The organism is Mariniphaga sp. (assembly GCF_041687215.1).
Taxonomy (GTDB): Bacteria; Bacteroidota; Bacteroidia; order Bacteroidales; family Prolixibacteraceae; genus Mariniphaga.
Genome location: NZ_JAWLCI010000019.1, coordinates 48651 through 67706, shown reverse-complemented (window position 1 = coordinate 67706; position 19056 = coordinate 48651). Strand labels below are relative to the sequence as shown.

Here is a 19056-nt window from a genome sequence, read left to right as displayed (position 1 = left end):
ATTACAACGGGACACCCAAATCTCAAAAACTTAAATCATAAAACACTGATAATTAGGAATGATTTTTTGAGCGATCAGGTCGCTGCACAAAACAGGAAGAATACTCAAACTATCATTGGCAATGAAAAGACGGGAATGGTTCAAAGGATTATGGGCATCTTAATCTTTTTACCAAATTGCAATAAATCAAATTTGGGTTTATTTTTGAGAATTTGAGGTTGTGGTTTTTAATGAAAATTATTTATCCTGGTAATGACCTGATGCAGCAACAATCAATACAGTTATTTTTTCTATGCCAATGAAATAAACAAGCCTTTACTTTAAGGTAATTCTTCCGGAGAAAATGCCTATTATATACATGGCCTAAAAATTTTTAGGTGTCAAAATCCAGACCTGTTCTTAACCTGCATTATTCATAAATTTTGTTTGTAATGAATGAAATGCAGGTTAATCCCGACTTAGATGAAGTTAAACTTTTGAAAAAATTTTTTACGTAATCTTAGTCGCTGTCGGAGACAGGAATAATTCTTGGATTATTCGGGTTAAAATTACAATTAGGTTTCGCTAAACTCTTGAAGATTTTCTATTTCCTTATTTTTACAATGATAAAATGAACGATTTGGCACTTTGGTTTGTATTGATTAACAAGAAAATGTGAACATTATGAATATAGATAAATTCAGAAACTTACGCTATCGGTTAATGGAAAACAGGAGTTGGCCAATAAAATATATGTTCAAGTTCATTTCGCCAAACCGGGATGGTAAGGTGGATAAAATAAAGGCCTTGCTTCCGGAAAACGGTATAATGACATTTAAGCATACCTCTAATTTAAAACATGTATCGATTACATGTATTGCACTGATGGACTCCGCTGATCAAATAATTGAGATAACAGAAAAGGTGGATAAAATTGAAGGGGTGATTGTGTTGTAATGAAGACAAAAGACTTTCTAAAAAAAGTTGTAGCATATTTTGAATTTGTTTTTGAGTAAATTATTGGCTTAACTTCTGTCCTTTGAAATCTTTAATTTTATTTTGATGAAATGATGAATTTTCAAAATTTGGCAACTCATACCAAATCTTCACAAGTCAGGCTGCAACTTCCGGCCGTCAGGGGAGCCAAATTGACAATTAAAATTTACGAAAATGCTTGAAATCAATGAATTTCAGGCATTTCTTGTTTTAGGGGAACATCAACGCACTAACATTATTCGCTTGTTTTCTTTAAACTCATCTCCAGCAGTCATACGAACGATATAGGTACCACTTTTCAGTCCGTCGGCGCTCAGTAGAACTTTATGTTGTCCGGCCTGAATATATCCATTTTGCAGTACGGCAACTTTTTGACTGAGCAAATTATAGACCTCAATACGCACGTTTGCAGCAACGGGTACATTAAATACAACCTCGGCAGATATCTGAAAGGGATTCGGATAGATGGCTGATAGCGCATATCTGTCCGCTAACGCAATATCCTTCTGCAAACCGGTACTTGATTTCAGGTTCATCTCATTCGGAGAATCATCAAAATCCATTGCCAGGCTGGCCTGTCCTCCTATCGCTGTAATAATCTCATCAATTTTTGCTATGAGTGCCATTGCCTGACTCTCAGAAAGCACTCCATCCTGCTGATACAAATCCAGAATCTGCTGGCGAAGTCCGTTGAGTACATCAAGCGATCCTGCAATTTTGTCTTTATCAAGCAGTTTTTGTGCCTGTTCAATCTTTTTTACGAGGGAATTGGCCTGTCCCCTATTTATTATCCCATCGGATTCCAGTGTTGTCACATTTTCAATAAGATTATCAAGTGCCTCAATAATTGAAAGAGCTGTTACAATGACATAATCCGGTTCGCTATCTGCCAATCCATCATTGACAATCAGCTTAACAGAATAAACTCCCGGAAGATCGGCAACAAATGAAGGCGTAGCGGTTTCAGCGTTGGAGAGTACAGCTGTACTTCCTGCTGGAATGGGGTCGCCGGCGTCTGTAGTTGCAAACATCCAACTATAGTTTAGCGTATTGTTATCCGGATCTGTTGAACCTGTACCATCTAAAGTGACGATTTGCGTCATTAAAACAGTTTGATCTTCGCCGGCATCAGCAATTGGGGGGTTATTTTTTAGAACTGCGATTGCAATCAGTCCCTGGGCGGAATTACCGTTTCCGTCAATGACGGTTATCGGGATAGTCTCGATACCAAAAAATCCCGGATCGGGGGTGTAGGAAAACTGTCCGTCTGTGGCTGCACCTGATAATGTGCCGTTTTCCGGTGTCACAAAAGAAAGCCATGAAATGGGATCTCCATCCGCATCAGTATCGTTACTGAGGTGACCGGGAGCAGCTACATTAAGTAAAGTGTTTTCATTAGTAACATAAACATCAGGAACGGCTACAGGTGCACGATTCTGCTCGGGAACAACCAGGATTGTAATAAGTCCGCTGGCGAAATTTCCGTTGCCGTCTGAAATTGTAACAGATATATTATCAACCCCTGAGAATCCCGGATTAGGAGTATAGATAAATTGCCCGTCTGTGGCTGCACCTGATACTGTACCGTTTTCCGGTGTCACAAAAGAAAGCCATGAAATGGGATCTCCATCTGCATCTGTATCGTTACTGAGGTGACCAGGAGCAACTACATTAAGTAAAGTGTTTTCATTAGTAACATAAACATCAGGAACGGCTACAGGTGCACGATTCTGGTCGGGAACAACCAGGATTGTAATAAGTCCGTCAGAGAAATTACCGTTACCATCTGAAATTGTAACAGATATATTTTCGATACCGGAAAATCCCGGATCAGGGGTATAGGTAAATTGCCCGTCAGTAGATGCATTTGATACTGTGCCGTTTCCCGGTGTTACGAAAGAAAGCCAGGAAATCTGATCTCCGTTTGGATCGAAATCATTTTCAAGATGACCTGGTGCTGCAACATTAAGTACGGTATTTTGTGGTAGAGTATATACATCTGCAACAGCAACAGGTGCGTCGCCAGTAGATGGACTGACTGTAACAGAGATCTGTCCGGTTGCAGTATTCCCGTTACCATCTGAAATTGTAACAGTTATTTTTTCAATGCCTGAGAATCCCGGATTAGGGGTATAGGTAAACTGTCCGTCTGTGGCTGCACCTGTTACTGTACCATTATCAGGTGTAACGAACGAAAGCCATGTAACCGGATCTCCGTCAGGGTCATAATCATTGCCAAGGTGACCCGGAGCTGCAATTATAAGTTCGGTGTTTTCCGGTGTAGTGTAAGCATCAGGCACGGCCACTGGATTGCGATTTTGATCCGGAACAACCAGGATCGTAATAATTCCGCTGGCGGTATTCCCTTTGCCGTCTGAAATTGTAACAGATATATTTTCAATACCTGAGAATCCCGGATCAGGAGTAAAAGTAAATTGCCCGTCTGTAGCTGCTCCGGTCACTGTACCATTATCAGGAGCAACGAACGAAAGCCATGTAACCGGATCTCCGTCAGGATCATAATCGTTATCCAGATGTCCAGGAGCTGTCACTATAAGTTCGGTGTTTTCCGGTGTAGTGTAAACATCTGGGACGGCTACTGGATTGCGATTTTGATCCGGAACAACCAGGATCATAATAAGTCCGCTGGCGGTATTTCCGTTGCCGTCTGAAATTGTTACAACGATAGATTCGATACCTGAGAATCCCGGATCAGGTGTATAGGTAAATTGCCCGTCTGTGGCTGCACCTGTCAATGTACCATTTTCAGGTGTAACGAACGAAAGCCATGTAACCGGATCTCCGTCAGGATCATAATCATTACCAAGGTGTCCCGGAGCTGCAACAACAAGTTCGGTATTTTCCGGTGTGGTGTAAACATCGGGAATCGCAACGGGAGGATTGTTGGCCATCAGTCCGGAATTTTGAATTAACTCAACAGATCTTTTCGATCCACTTTTAAGATATTTGGCATTATTTTCAGCATCTTCAACTAATATTACATTTTGAATATTGGTGCCTGGGTCAGACAAGTTACGAGCCTTAGGCGTAACCTGCCCGTTTTTTATTAAGTCAGAATAATTGATTTCTTTTTTTTGTTTTTCGGTTTGATTATAAAGGTTGTTCTTAGCTATTTTAATATGTCTCATTTCAGTTTCATCAATAATGACGATTGATTCTTCATTTAATATTTTGCCCGATTGTACATTTAATTTGGGCAAAGCAATGACTTTTTGCTCAGGCATAAGATGTTTCCGGGAAAGTGTTCCATCATTGAATATTTCTGCTTTTTTCATCCCCTTCATCGATTCAACGGCAACAACCGGCACAATTTGCTTTGATGTATTGCTGATTTGTGATTTCTCAGGTTTTTCAATCACCTTAACCATATTCTGCGCAATACCGGATTTAGTGGTAATCAGGCTTAGGTAAAATATTACTGTTGTAATGAAAATGACTTTTGGCCATAAGGTTAATAAAAAGCCTTTACAGAATTGTATCAGGCGAAAATCGCGTAGCCGGAGAAGCAGGCTCCCAATGACATTAAAGGATTTTAACATGGAACAGACATCAACCGGAAGGAGGGTACGTGAATTGTTAGTAGAGTTATTGTTCATAGTTTTACAATTGATGGTGATACATAATATTTTATCAAGTTGGTATCAACAAGTTATGACAATAATTTAAGACAAACAAGTATTTTATTATAATTTTTCCCGGGAAAATGATTAGATGGAAAAACGTCTGATTTCTCAATAAACTTTTACAAATAAAAAAGGGTAAACCTCAAGGTAAATCACTTAAAAACAATTGACTTTTTTTAAATGATAATTCACACCAAACTTTCACAAATCAGGTTGCAACTTATCCCAATAGCTATCGGGATTAAGGGGCCAAATTGACAACTAAAATTTCAGAAAATGCTTGCAACCAATGAATTTCAAAAATTTTGTATTTGAGAGCACTCAGATAAAGTTTGCAGTGCATTGCCTGATGTGTGAATTATGTAATTTTTTAAAGGAAATATGTAAAAAATTTGCCTGACATGGATTGTACCTTTACCTGGAATTGCTTAAAATAATTCAACTAATGAAAGCATTATTTATTCAACCCAGTTACCCGGATACATTCTGGAGTTTAAGACATGCCTTAAAATTCATTTCAAAAAAAGCGGTATATCCTCCCCTGGGGTTAATGACCGTTTCTGCCATGACTCCTGCTGGCTGGACAAAAAAATTGGTCGATTTGAATGCTTCACATATCAAAGATGAACAAATTATGTGGGCAGATATTGTATTAATTAGTGCTATGTCGGTTCAATCTGCGTCGGTTTTTGAAATCATTGCAAAATGCAAATCCTTAAATAAAAAAATGGTCGCCGGAGGTCCCTTATTCACCGAAGAACCCGAAAAATTTGACGATGTGGACTATTTGGTTCTCAATGAAGCGGAAATAACTTTCCCGCTGTTTTTGGCTGACCTTGAAAAAGGAGTAGCAAAGCATGTGTATCAAACAGATGAATTTGCTGATTTGTCAAAGTCTCCTGTGCCTGATTATTCATTGATCAACAATTCCCATTACGCTTCACAGAGTCTTCAATTTTCAAGAGGATGTCCCTTCAATTGCGAGTTCTGCGATATTACTGCCCTGCTTGGGCATAAAGTAAGGACAAAAACTACGCAACAAATATTGGCCGAATTATCTAAAATTATGGAAATCGGTTGGAAAGGAGGAGTATTCTTTGTGGATGACAATTTTATCGGGAATAAAAAAATACTGAAGCAGGAGCTGTTGCCCGCAGTTATCAGCTGGATGGAAAAAAACAAATACCCGTTTACTTTTATTACCGAAGCATCAATCAACCTGGCCGATGATGAAGAACTGATGCAAATGATGGTCAGGGCAGGTTTTATCAAAGTATTTGTGGGAATTGAAACACCCGATGAACTTAGCCTTGCCGAATGCAATAAAATTCAGAACCACCATCGTGATCTTTTAAGTTCGGTAAAAATTATTCAGGCGGCAGGTATGGAGGTCGCCGCCGGATTTATCGTTGGTTTTGATAATGATAAACCATCCATTTTCCAGCGGCAGATTGATTTCATCCAGAAAAGCGGAATTATTACTGCAATGGTGGGACTGCTGAATGCACCCCGGAAAACCCAGCTTTATAAACGGCTTGAAAAAGAAGGAAGGATTGTTTCAGATTTTTCAGGTGATCCGACAGGTTATGCCATCAATTTCGTTCCTAAAATGGATCTTCATGAACTGATGACCGGATATCAGAAAATCATCAGCGGGATATATTCCAGTGAAATGTATTATAAAAGGGTATTGTCCTTTCTGAAATCGTATAATCCTCCGCTTTTGGGGGGAAATCATTTATCTTTCGACAAAATTATGGCTCTCTTTAAATCGGTAGTAATCATCGGAATTCTGGGAAAAAACCGGAAATATTACTGGGAGTTACTGCTCTGGAGCATTTTCAAAAAACCAAAAGTTTTTCCTCTTGCTGTAACATACAGCATTCAGGGTTACCATTACAGAAAAATTTTCAGGAATATTGACTAACAGATATAATTCAAAATACAACCAGAACCTTCGGAATGGACAACAAAAACCTAAAAGTCAAAGAAATAGCAGTGAATACAAAAACAATCAGAATAAACAAAGTCAAGGGAAAAGAAGACTGAAAAACATGGAATTTTCTGATGTAAATGTAGCTGTGTTTTTTAAAAGGGCAATAAACGGGGTAATTCACACCAAACACATACAAATCGGGTTGCAACTTCTCCTGTGGTTTCAGTCTTAGGGAGGACTATAAAAGTAAAGCGTTAAATGGTATTTTCATCTAATTCCTTTTTTGATGAATCGAAATTTGGCATCAGCCAACATCATTAGTTTTATATGTTCTGAATAGCTTGTAATATTATTATTTGTAAATGAATGTTTTTCAGTCTCAGTTTGCACTTTTTAATTTTTTCTTCATATTTTCACCCTGAAAGTAATGTTTTATACTGAAACTTTATTTTGTAACTATTTGACTATAAGCAATAAAAATTTCAAATTATTTTATTAGCACAAAATGAGAAAGCAACAATTTTTACCTAAATTATACCTGCTACTTTTATATGTGTTTTTTTCAACAGGAATAAATAACCTCGCATATTCACAAAAAGTGTATGGAACCCAATCGAATTACATTTACACTGAATCGCTGGAGGATTTTCCAAATCCTGAACGGGGTTTTTACAGGTATTCAGAAACAAGAAGTGGAAATTACGTAACATTAAAACCTGAAGAACTTAAAGCTTTTCGAAGGGAAAATACTGTTAAGGGAGCAGATTATAGTGTTTACAGCACACTTGTTTTCCGGTATTTTGTGATGAGTGATTTTGTGGAAACCGATCTGTCTGAGGCATTTCTGGATAGTATTGCTATCGATTTTCGGGCAGCAAGGGAAGGAGGCGTTAAACTGATTCCCCGCTTTGTTTATACCACTTCCGCCAACAGGGGTGATTGTGGTGCCTGGATTTGTACCCCATACGGTGATGCTACCAAAGAAGTCGTACTCAGACACATTGAACAACTTAAACCATTATTGCAGGAATACAGTGATGTAATTGCAGTTTTGCAAAAAGGATTTATCGGGATATGGGGAGAACAATACTATACCGACCATTTTGGCGATGCTTCAACCTACAACGGTCAGGGAAAGTTAGTGAATAAAAACTGGCGTGACCGGAATGAAGTTTTGCAGGCTCTGCTAAACAGCCTTCCTGAAACCCGGATGGTACAGGTCAGGTATCCGCAACAGAAACAAAGGTATTTATACGGGCATAACGCTCCCACTGACTCGCCTGCATTGAATGAGTCAAAAGCCTGGAACGGGAGTGATGCAGCCAGGATAGGTCTGTACAACGACTGCTTCCTTTCGAGTTATTCAGATGTGGGAACTTATAGTGATTATGGCAACGACCTGACTGAAAGCAAAATAGATACAACAAACCTGAAACCGTATTTGGCCGGGGATTCAAAGTTTACTGCTGTTGGAGGCGAAACGTGCAGGGATGACTGGAGTCCCTTTAACAAATGTGAAGGAAATGCCGTTCATGAAATGGAACGTATGCATTTTTCTTTTCTCAATGCACATTATAATAATAAGGCAGTAAACAACCATTGGGTGTCTGGCGGATGTATTGATGAAATCAAAAGGCGACTGGGGTATCGTTTTGTTTTAAGGGAAGCAATTGTGGATAATCAGATTGAAGCAGGAGGAGTCTTTCGTATTTTGTTAAAGATGGAAAATGTCGGATTTGCTTCTCCCTTTAATCCACGCCTGGTTGAGGTGATTATGAGGGATATTAAAAATGGTGATGTTTATTCGTTCAAGCTTAAGGCTGATCCAAGGTTTTGGTTTGTTGGAAATTTCCAGGTAAGTGAAAAAATTCACATTCCGTCGGATCTACCTAAAGGTAAGTATAAAATACTGCTCAACTTGCCAGATCCAGAGCCTACTCTGAAGAATAACCCCGATTTCAGTATTCGTTTAGCGAATGAATGTCTTTGGGAGGCAGAATCGGGATTAAACAGCTTACAGCATGTATGTGAAATTAACTAAACGCTAATTTCCCTCATAAATTTCTGAATAGAGGGCCTTTTGTTGATTTTATACTTGAAAAGTTAGTAAGATATTGTAAAAGATAATAGATTTGAACCTTCAGTATTTCAATAAAAGTAAATGATATTTATACAGGATATACTCAGATTTTTGGGATTCATCTGTTTAGGAAAACATCTGGTTGGTATTCGAAAACCTGTTATAACCAAACTCCTGGTTCAGTGGATTATTCTAACCACATTTATATCATCCTGTGAGTCTGACCCGTATGGATCAAGTTGGGACAATGAAGAATCTTTTTCCATTAGCCAATATCTTGATAAAAACCAGGCTGAATATTCAAAATTTTACAAGCTGATGGCCGAAGGAAAAATGCTGAATACACTTTATGCTTACAATCCTTACGGTAATGATTATACTCTTTTTTTACCTACAAATGAAGGAATTGATCATTTTATACAGCAAAATCAGAATTACGAAAATTTTGAAGAATTAGTAAAGGATACAAGTTTTATTAAAATATTAACGCGTTACCATACGGTAAACGAAAAAATTCATACTGATGAGTTTCCTGACGGGGCATTGAATGACACAACGCTTACCGGAGACAGGCTGGTTACCAGTTTTTTCTCTGACGGGAACAATCAGCTTATTAAGGTAAACAATTCAGCTCCAATTACTTCGTCAAATCTGAAAATGACAAATGGTTATATCCATGTGATTTCAAGGGTTTTGCAAAAAAATGAGGTTTCGGGATATGACTGGATCCAGCAACAGGAGGATTATTCAATTTTAGCAGAAGCTATCAGGCGTTCGGGATTACAAAGCAGATTGTGGTGGAATAAATATACTATTCTTGCCGAACACGACAGCATTTATCACCGGAACGGTATTTATAACATTGAAGACCTGATTGCCCGTATTGCAACCCCGGGTATGTCACTTTCGAACCGAAATAACACATTTTATCTGTTCGCTGCATATCATTTTGTGGGCGGTGAATATTATATGAATGATTTTTCATGGGGAAATAAAAAATATACCACTCTGGCCACTGGAAAATTATTGACCATTGAAACCGGTGCAGAAATAAAAATCAATCCGGGCATTGATAACTATGGATACAGAATTTCTGAATCTGGCGATACCACATTGATGGACTATATTCTCCCTGTTTGGGAAAAATGTAATGTAATGACGCGTACAGGCGCAATTCATTCAATTTCAGATGTGCTGTTTTTTGAAACTCTCCCTGAAAATTGACTGATGGATTCGTATTTAAAATCCTGACGATTGCTTATTTTTTTACTCGATTTTAAAAATTGAACCAGTAACGTACACTCCAGGATCTGCCGTTGTCTGTGGGTTCTCCCAACTCGGCAGGAGTGCAGGTTGTGACGATTCTCGATTTATATCCTTCTGTGCAGGGTAAAGTACCCCGAATTGTATTGCTTGCATGATCCCAGGTGATGTTTTTACCCCCTAAAGTTCGAATAATTTGCTTTTCGGCACCTTGATTGGTTAGGGAAACTCCTACCTGATTCAAAATCCAATTTTTGAGTGTATTGCTTCCCACATTCTCAACCTGACGTGTTAATTTATTCAATACCTGGAAATTATACATGTCTTCATCTTTATTAATCCAATTGATTAACAGCGACGAATCGGACATTAAAGCGTAATCGGGAATTGGGAAAAAATACAATGGGCCATTATGATTGGCAATGACATCAATAGCTCCGGAATACAGCATTGCCCGCCTGAATATAGAATAGCTTGGACGGCAGAACACCGGCCCGGTAACACTGGTAAACACCCGGTCGGGGATATATGAATTCAGACCTATGAATGTACAGTTGCTGCCAAATTCTTTTCTGATGATACCTTCTTCCTCCTGATGATACCTGTTTCCTTTCTTAAAAATTTCCTGATATTGATTTTTTGATGGAAATATTGGAGAAGTTTTAAAATTTTGTGCAATAATGATTTCAACAATATCAGGTGGAAGAGATTTCTGATCGGTCCAGTGGGGGAATCCGGACTTTGCGGTTAGCGTGCCATCAATAAATTTCCTGAAAGCGTCGTCGGTTGGAGCAAACAAACCATTGTGTCTGACAATGGTTTGATTTAAACTATAGATACGTTCACTATGAAGATCAAATGCCAGTTTAGTGTAATTTAAATCCCACAAAGTATCAACTAATCCCCCAAATCTTACTTCTGGCTGATTAAAAGTGGCAGTTATGTTTGGCTCAAAATCCGGATAATGCCAATAAACCATTTCCATGAAAAGTTTGTAGGATTCACCCGGCACCTCTTTTTCAAGCAGCTCTTTTGCACTTAGCATGGGGTTCACAACCTTGTCAATGATATGAATAAATCCGTTTTCGGCAAAAACATCAGCCTCAATTATTTTGGCTCCTGCAAAATATACATTTCCAGGTTCATAAATCCTATTAAAATAAAAGCGATAATCTTCAGAAGTAAGCTCGTTTGTTATTAAATACTCATCAAAAAAAATGGGCACATATTTTCTAGACTGAATAAATACTCTTTTATAACCGTCTGAAATTGTTGAATCCATCACTATCATTTCCTTCTTTCTATCCCTCTTAATCCAGTACTTTTCAGCAGGATTTCTCAACATTGTCTCACGCTTATATGCAAATGGATTCGAATTATTATCATTTCCTGTTTTCCATCCATTTACGCCGAGGTTCTGCAATTGATCAAGCGTCCATGGATTCTGAATAATATGGAATTCGACGATTCTGACAAGCTCCTCTGGTGGGATATCAGAAATACTGGCATACTGATTTTCAACCAAAAACTGTTTCATAGCTTCGTCCGTTGGGGCGAAAACACTCCAACTTCCCGATACGTCAAGTATCTTATCCAGGCCTGTTAATTGCAAACACTCGGTAAACAAGGAAAGGTTTTCCTGAACTGACACACTGGTATATAATTTTCCCGGAAGCCAATCTGGCCGATTATACTTCTCATGCTCAGGCCACACTTCACAACCCGTTAAAAGGCTTAAAAGAATTGCCAGGAGAAATAAAAAAGTCTTATGTTTTATCATTATCTGGTAAGATCGAAAAAGTAAATTAACGTTGAAAAAGTAAAACTACATATAAATCCGGAACTTTTTGTATTCTGTTGACTAAGCACTTTCGTTTTGACATTCAAAATCACTCGCCAACTAAATCATTTTTAATACCTTTGGGTAAATCAAAAACTTAAAAAATGAAAGTTATCTCACTGGAAAAAGTTGAAAAGATAAAGGTAAATATGGAAGGCGCAACCGGGGCATGGAAACAATTGCCGCTTGGAAGTAAAGACGGTGCTCCTGTTTATGCATACAGGGTTTTCACCGTTGAACCGGGAGGACATACACCTTTTCACAACCACCCGTACGAACACATGAATTATGTGATAGAAGGCGAAGGCGCACTGGTAAATGAAAACGGGAAAGAAACTTTTTTGAAGGCCGGCGATTTTGCGCTGGTAGAACCGGACGAAAAACACCAGTACCAGAATACCGGAACCGGGCCGTTTATAATGATTTGCGGGGTTCCAAAGGAATTTGAGTAGTCACAGCAAATTCAGATCAGAAAATTAAATCCGTTAGCCACTAAAAATTCAGGAAACGGGATTACTCAGCCATAACAAACTATTGCACATCAGGTTAAGTGCCATCTATTTTGAAATAATCGAAATCCACATACCCACCTACTGATTTAGTGGCATAGTTAAACAGTCCAAACCGGTAGCCCATAAAATGCGGAAGCGTATATTCCAATCTCAGTTGCGAGCCGATTTTTGTCCAATTTTTTCCATCGAAGCTGTAATAAAAATCAGCCACATCATTTCGGTTTCTGAAATCACATTCCGCTTTCAGGTATATTTTATCTTGTTCCAGCAGCAGGCTTTCCATTTCAACAGGCTCATCGGTCTGGGCACTGACCATTACAATTTTCTTTGCCTCGTTTTCGAATTTCACTCCTACCAGTCCGTATTTTTTCTGCAACAAAGTCAGCCCGGCAAAATCACCATCTTTCATGTTCGAAACATCGATTAATGTTGAACCCGAACATTCCGGGCCAATGGTTCTTTGCGTCAGCGTATTTTTTGCCTGAAGAAAATGTTCATCAATCCACCCGGTTTTCAGGCGCAGGTACCCTTTCCGACGGTTTACCGACCACAAATCGTTGTCAGGATTGTGATTCCATTGCCACACCAGCGGTAAATCGGGCTCCCCTCTTTTGCGTTTAAAATCATCCGAAGCTACAATTCCGGGAATCAAACCTTTATTTGCCGGAAGATCAAGTTCATCGGGTACTTTACCGTCAAAGCCCAACACAGGCCAGCCATCTTCCCAGGTAACCGGAACCAGATACGGAATTCGGCCAACCGAACCGTAATCGCGGAAGAGGTAAGCAAACCAGTCGCCGTCGGGTGTGTCGATTAATCCACCCTGCGCAATTCCCCTGTCCTGCAATGCCAGCCGGCTTTCCCAGGGGCCGGTTATTTTATCGGCGCGGTGAATAATGACGGTGCGCATACCGCCTCGTGGCCAGGTAATGTTGAACAGGAAATATTTGCCGTTCACTTTAAAAAGTTGCGATCCTTCGGAAGGCAGCATGATGTTGTCACCTGCCGGTTCGCTGGCATTTTCGATTAAAACCCGTTCGGTCCCTTCTTTTACGCCCGTCAGGTCTGCTTTCAACTCAATCATCATCAACCGGCCAACGCCCCAAATCATGTAAATTTTTCCATCGTCGTCGAAAAAAATAGTGTGGTCGTGGTAACTCGGACTGAAGGAAATCTCTTCCCACGGACCGTTTTCGATGTCTTTGGTTGAATAGATGTAGGTTTTATTGGTGGTTCCTGCAAAAGTGCTCACGTAATAAGTGTCGTTGTGGTACCTGATACAACTCGCCCAGGAACCGCTGCCGTAAGCATTTTTCCCGTTTTCAAGATTTAGTGCATCCACATTAGCGAGTGTGTCATAGGCGTAATTCACGATTTCCCAGTTCACCAGGTAAGTCGATTTCATGATGGGAACCCCCGGACTCATGTGCATTGTAGTGCTGCTCATGTAATACGTGTCACCCACCCGAATCATCGACATATCGGGCACATCGGCATGGATGATTGGGTTTTGGGCCTTATTTTGAGCAAATATTGAATTTCCCCAAAAAAGGATTACCAAGCTAAACAGAATAATAATCGAAGACTTCATCATCATTCAGGTTGAGCGTCGTTGGAGGAAGTTGCATACAAACCGATTAAGTTCCCCGTAAAACCTCCGGCCACGTTGGTGGAAAGAATATCGCCTGAAACGGTGCCGCCCAGATTTTGAAATTCGCCTTTACCAACGGCATAATTGAATTGGTAATCGTCGCCTTCGGCTTTTACCTGAAGCTGAATGGGTTGAGTTGCATCAATTTTGGTGCTTGCAAGAATTTTCGATTCGCCTTTTTCAGTGCGCTGCAACAGCAGGTAATAATCGTTTTCCTTTTTTGTTAACCCAAACACATAATTAAACTGTTCGCTTTGGTAACAGACCATTCCTGCCAAATCTTTTTCTGATCCTGGTGTGAAATCCAGCGTTGTTGTTGCTGAAAAAGTTTTGTGCATTTGCCGTTGAAACAGCGCAGAAATGGGTGCAACGGCTTTTATGCTCTTATTGAACGGGTTTATTTGTAGCCTGTTGAGGTTTACTGTAATAAAATCTTCACGTGGGCCCCGCATTCCAATCCACCGGTAATCCAGCTTTTCCGACGAAAAATCTTCGGTGAACGTAAAATTCCCGTTGGGGAAAAATCCATTCTTTCCTGTTTTGTTCTCAACACCTTCCGGCATTCTCAGTTTCGGTTCCATTGGAACCAAACCGTTCTCGAAAACCGGAAAATCCCCGCTCCAGTCAACCGGCAGAATAAACGTTTCACGACCGGTGTTCACCCGGTTTTTTTCATTAGGACGAACACCAAGAAAAACGCCGTACATCTTGCCATCAGTACCTTCCACCAAATCGGCATGGCCTGCCCACTCCACCTTATTGGACCGGTTGGGGTTCAAATACCTCTGCGAAAGGATGGGATTATTTACAGCCGGCGTGTATGGTCCACGTGGATTGTCGCTTACAAAAATCACCTCGCTGTGCCAGCCGCCTGTGCCACCTTCGGCACACATGAGATAATATTTACCGTTTTTTTTGTAAATGTGTGGTGCTTCAATCCAAATGGGTTTTTCAGAAATATTCACTCCGCCGTCAACAATAATTTTGTCGGTGCCGGCCATCACCTGGTCGTTTTCCACATCGTAATCCCAGATTTTAATTACCCGGTGGCCGTTATATAACTCTTTTCCCCGATCCGGTGCATCGTTGTGTACCACGTATGCTTTCCCGTCGTCATCAAAAAACAGTGACGGGTCAATGCCGCTGAAATTGAGTTTGTATGGGTCACTCCAACCTTTAAACGGATCTTTGGTCTTCACCACAATATTGCCAAAATCGCCTGCAAACTGTGTGGTAATCATATAAAAAGTATCATTGTTCGGGTTGTATTTGATGGCTGGGGCATATACGCCGGCAGCAATTCCTGTATCGGACACTTTTAGTTGAGATTTCCGGTCCAGCACATGCCCAATTTGTTTCCAGTTCACCAAATCTTTCGAATGAAAAATGGGCACACCCGGAAACATGGCAAACGACGAATGTACCATAAAATAATCGTCTCCTTTTCGTGTTATGGCCGGGTCGGGATAACAGCCCTGCAAAATGGGACTGTAAAATTCATCGTCTTCCAGAGAATAATCTTTGTAAACCTGGTCATCTCCCTGATAAACAAACTGTGAGAATACCGGCTTGTTTTCAGGTTGATTTGGGTTTGCTGAATGGTTTTGTCCGAATTCAACAAAAGACAACAAAAACAAGGGAAAGGGGATTAGCAGCAATAAGGAATTCAATTTGAGTTTCATTTTGTATTGTTTTTTAATTTTTTTCGAATTTAAGCAAATGACTTTTTCTATTTATTTTGAACTAAAAATTACTGATTATCAAATTTAAACAACAGTTGCGAAAACTTGTAGAGGCTGGTTTTCCAAACCTCGAAATCGTGGTTTCCGTCGTAAATTTCATAATGATGAGGAACGCCGTTTTCTTTCAGGTAGTCACTTGTTTGGTTGCTGATATTGATAAGCCCGTCTTTATTGCCGCACGAAAGCCAGAGCAGTTTCAATTGTGCTTTCGCATTTTCAGGATTGGGTACCAGTTCCTGCGGTGGTTTGGTGTTGGGCGCCGATGAAAATCCGCCTACCCAGACAAATTTGTCGAGGTTACCCAAACCGAAATTGAGCGACTGTCCGCCTCCCATCGACAAACCGGCAATGGCCCTGTGTTCCCGGTCTTTCATCACCGGATAATTTTTTTCAACGAAAGGAATCACATCGTTCAGCAAATCCTTTTCAAAGGTGGCAAATGATTCCTGTTTTTCAGGAGCAAAAACATTTCCCGTGGCCCGGTCGTCTTTCATTGCCCTGCCGTTGGGCATCACCACAATCATAGGTTCAATTTTGTTTTCGACGTAAAGATTATCAAAAATAACCTGAGGGCAGCCGCCGTTCAACCATTCAAATTCATCTCCGCCAATGCCGTGTAAAAGATAAAGCACCGGGTATTTTTTTTCGTTTGAAAATCCGGGCGGTATGTAAATAACAGCATTCCGGTTATTGCCAACTGTTTCTGAAAAATAGGTTATTGTATCGATATTCCCGTGTAGAATGTCAGAACGAACAACATCGAAACCCTCTGGTGCCGGATTTGCTATTTCCTGCGAATAGCCGGCAAGGCTAAGGAAAAAAGGAAATACTAAGGAAATTAATTTTTTCATATCAGGTTAATAACTATTGATTTAGAATACTTCATAAAAAAAGTAAAAATTACTGTTATGGCGAAATGGAAAAGCATCTTTTTTCGATTTTGTGCTAAAAAATTTTTTTCCAGTAAAACTATTTATCTGCGAAGCAACCGGATGTAATAGACACCGCCGGCAGTGCTTCCTTCGTGCGCCTGAAATTTCACCCGAACAAAATCTTTTCCTTCAACCATCGATTCCGGAATTTCATAAACCACATTCTGAAAAGCCGATTGGCTCCACCGGCCGGTGTTGTCTTCAGTAACCAGTTTTTCGTTATCGATAAAAATATCGAATTTCCTGCTGCCCCATTCAAATCCCCAGTAGCGCACCTTCAACTCCAGATTTTTTTCTCCGCCGGTGGTTATCCGGTAACTGAAAAATCCTCCGTTGCGGGCTTTCCTGTAAAATTCATCCCAGTTATTTCCTGAATTTGAGTTTTCAGTTTCCATGGCATGGTCAGCCGATGTGGAAGGCCAGTGGGTGGATGCCAAAGGCATGTTTCTGGGCGGCGCCATGGCCGGACCGGTTTACGTATTGCTGGGAAAAAGAATCATGCGAACCATGCTGTTTCCACCGCAGAAAACGCTGGTTGATGGCGATGTATCTTTCCGGCAGCACGAGGGAGGCCATACCACCGGGCCAAACTGGCCTTACTTTATCAAATTTGCAGAACGCTATTTTTCGGAATAATTTTCATCTTTTAAAAAATCCCACAAAAAAACCGGCCTCCCCTAAACGGAAAGGCCGGCCTTAACTTTTATGCTGATGTTTTAGTAATCACAATAGTTGTTTACCTGCGCCCTGAACTTCTGGCTGAAGAACTTCTGGAGCCGGCACTTTTAACGGCAGGTGAAGAACTTCTTGATGAAGAACTCCTGCTTACCGAAGGAGATGACTGACGGGAGGTACTGCGTGAAGTGCTCACTTTTGGAGCTGACTGACGAGCCGAACTCCTTGAAGTACTCACTTTCGGTGCAAATTTGGTTTTTGGTGCACTCTGCCGCGAAACTGAAGGTGCAGACTTACGGGAAACGCTACTACCGGAGGAACTTACAGACGAACGATTTGTATTTTTTCTCGTTGAAATAGTGACAGATTTTTGAGGAGTGCTGGTTCTGGCCTGTCCTGTAACTGCCGGACGTTGTGAAGAATTTGAAGACGAACTGCGAACAGCATTACCTGAACTTCTTACCGGTGAACTTTTAACACTCCTTGTGCTTTTCATCTCAGCCGAACTGCCTGAATTGGAAGTACCCTGCCTTACAGCTACTCCCGTGTTGGTCCTGGCCGACCTGCTTTCGGTTGAATTGTTCAGCCTGGTGGCTGAGTTGTTACGAGTCGTTCCTGAATTCTGCCTGACTGAAGAATTTGTATTGCTTCTAACCGTTGCAGACTTCCTTTCAGCACTGTTTCTTTGTGTTACAGCAGTATTGCTCCTTTGAGCAGAAGACCTAACTGCAGAGCGTGTTCCAACACTGTTTTGGGTATTGGTACGCGACCTTTGAACAGCAGTGCTGTTGGCTCTTGTTCTGCTGGTTGAACTGTTTCTGACTGTTGCAGAATTTCTACCTGAATTTTGTCTTGCATAAAGTACTTCACCCTGATTCCTTAAATCCGGACGGGAATAGGTAGATTTATAAACTCCCTTATTAATATTTACAGTAATCCTTGGAGAATAATTCCTGATACTGGTATAGTAGTGATTTTTATACCGCGGGTACCTGTAATGGTTCCAGTGACGGTAATGGGCATAGTAATGATTATGCCAGTGATAGTGGTATCCATAGTAAGTATGCCAGTAAAACGGGCGCCACGGATTCCAGTAAACCGGACGGTAACCCCAGTACCATGATGAACGCCAGACACTGTAAGTTGGAAGGAAAATAAACCGGACAATAGGCCATTCAGCTACCTGATAAGTGTTTGTATGAATAACGGTAACATTTTTGGCTCTGCGGGTATTGCCTGCATAGCCCGGATTTGGTGTTGCTCCGTTTTCAGCATAGTAGGGTTCTACAATATAGTTTTCCCCGTAGAGTAATTCGTCGCCTATAAGTTGAACCTGGGCAGAACCGTCGTTAAACTGCTGAACAGTAAAAACGGCTACGTCCTGATTTTCATGCTGATTGATTGCAACACGTAACACAATGTTGTGAACATTCCCGTCAACATAATCGTAAACCATAATGTAATCGACCATGTTGTCGCCATTCAGGTCGAGGTTGTTCACCAAAGTACCCTTATTATTCAGATTTCTTTCAAAATCTTCGAGTGTTTCAGATTCCTGGAAGAGTTTCATTACTGCATAGAGATTTAAGTTATCACCTGGCAAACCCAGATATTCATCCGGATAATTTTGTGCCCCGGCTATGCTCCAGCCTGCTACCAGCAGCGCGATGATTGATGTGATTACTAAATTTTTCATGACTTTAAGTTTTAAAATGAACTTTTCTTCGCTTAAAATATACAAAACACGTACCAGTTTAAACAAATCATACATAAAATATTGTAAATCAAAACAATAACAACAAATTT

General features: G+C 40.4%; 14 protein-coding genes. 7 read left to right on the top strand and 7 right to left on the bottom strand.

The features are described from left to right. Both ACESMA_RS08980 and ACESMA_RS08975 read left to right on the top strand, forming a co-directional pair. The coding region (locus ACESMA_RS08980; protein WP_372948462.1) for a hypothetical protein at nt 1-216 on the top strand (216 nt) is incomplete at its 5' end. A 447-nt stretch (nt 217-663) separates the two neighbouring features. Continuing rightward, nucleotides 664-936: a DUF493 family protein gene (locus tag ACESMA_RS08975; RefSeq protein ID WP_372948461.1), complete on the top strand. Its 273-nt coding sequence runs from the start codon at nt 664-666 to the stop codon at nt 934-936. Nucleotides 937-1196: 260 nt separating this feature from the next. Here ACESMA_RS08975 and ACESMA_RS08970 read toward each other — a convergent pair whose 3' ends face one another. Further along, nucleotides 1197-4592 carry an Ig-like domain-containing protein gene (locus ACESMA_RS08970; RefSeq protein WP_372948460.1) on the bottom strand — a complete coding sequence of 1132 codons (3396 nt, stop codon included), beginning with the start codon at nt 4590-4592 and terminating at the stop codon, nt 1197-1199. 472 nt (nt 4593-5064) lie between these two features. Between ACESMA_RS08970 and ACESMA_RS08965 the strand changes: the two genes are divergently transcribed. The 3 genes from ACESMA_RS08965 (at nt 5065) to ACESMA_RS08955 (ending at nt 9859) form a co-directional block, all read left to right on the top strand. Continuing rightward, nucleotides 5065-6546, top strand: coding sequence for a B12-binding domain-containing radical SAM protein (locus ACESMA_RS08965; protein ID WP_372948459.1), 1482 nt, complete (start codon nt 5065-5067; stop codon nt 6544-6546). Between the two features lie 514 nt (nt 6547-7060). Continuing rightward, nucleotides 7061-8596 carry a DUF4832 domain-containing protein gene (locus tag ACESMA_RS08960; protein WP_372948458.1) on the top strand — a complete coding sequence of 512 codons (1536 nt, stop codon included), beginning with the start codon at nt 7061-7063 and terminating at the stop codon, nt 8594-8596. A 120-nt stretch (nt 8597-8716) separates the two neighbouring features. After that, entirely contained in the window at nt 8717-9859 is a 1143-nt protein-coding gene (locus tag ACESMA_RS08955; protein ID WP_372948457.1) for a fasciclin domain-containing protein, read from the top strand. A gap of 52 nt (nt 9860-9911) precedes the next feature. Here ACESMA_RS08955 and ACESMA_RS08950 read toward each other — a convergent pair whose 3' ends face one another. After that, entirely contained in the window at nt 9912-11549 is a 1638-nt protein-coding gene (locus ACESMA_RS08950; RefSeq protein ID WP_372948456.1) for a fasciclin domain-containing protein, read from the bottom strand. Between the two features lie 293 nt (nt 11550-11842). Between ACESMA_RS08950 and ACESMA_RS08945 the strand changes: the two genes are divergently transcribed. Continuing rightward, a complete protein-coding gene (locus tag ACESMA_RS08945; protein WP_372948455.1) occupies nt 11843-12190 on the top strand; it encodes a cupin domain-containing protein in 348 nt (115 codons plus the stop codon). Between the two features lie 94 nt (nt 12191-12284). On the opposite strand, the gene ACESMA_RS08940 is transcribed toward ACESMA_RS08945, so the two are convergent. The 4 genes from ACESMA_RS08940 to ACESMA_RS08925 form a co-directional block, all read right to left on the bottom strand. After that, nucleotides 12285-13841 carry a glycoside hydrolase 43 family protein gene (locus ACESMA_RS08940; RefSeq protein ID WP_372948454.1) on the bottom strand — a complete coding sequence of 519 codons (1557 nt, stop codon included), beginning with the start codon at nt 13839-13841 and terminating at the stop codon, nt 12285-12287. 2 nt (nt 13842-13843) lie between these two features. After that, nucleotides 13844-15583, bottom strand: a complete 1740-nt coding sequence (locus ACESMA_RS08935; protein ID WP_372948453.1) for a glycoside hydrolase family 43 protein — start codon at nt 15581-15583, stop codon at nt 13844-13846. 68 nt (nt 15584-15651) lie between these two features. Beyond that, entirely contained in the window at nt 15652-16494 is an 843-nt protein-coding gene (locus ACESMA_RS08930; protein ID WP_372948452.1) for an alpha/beta hydrolase, read from the bottom strand. Nucleotides 16495-16616: 122 nt separating this feature from the next. Beyond that, nucleotides 16617-16970, bottom strand: a complete 354-nt coding sequence (locus ACESMA_RS08925) for a DUF6805 domain-containing protein (protein ID WP_372948451.1) — start codon at nt 16968-16970, stop codon at nt 16617-16619. Here ACESMA_RS08925 and ACESMA_RS08920 point away from each other — a divergent pair. Continuing rightward, nucleotides 16969-17211, top strand: coding sequence for a hypothetical protein (locus ACESMA_RS08920; RefSeq protein ID WP_372948450.1), 243 nt, complete (start codon nt 16969-16971; stop codon nt 17209-17211). The genes ACESMA_RS08925 and ACESMA_RS08920 overlap by 2 nt on opposite strands. Nucleotides 17212-17311: 100 nt before the next feature. Here the strand turns inward: ACESMA_RS08920 and ACESMA_RS08915 are convergent, their stop codons facing one another. Then, nucleotides 17312-18946: a hypothetical protein gene (locus ACESMA_RS08915; RefSeq protein ID WP_372948449.1), complete on the bottom strand. Its 1635-nt coding sequence runs from the start codon at nt 18944-18946 to the stop codon at nt 17312-17314. Nucleotides 18947-19056 lie beyond the last annotated feature (110 nt).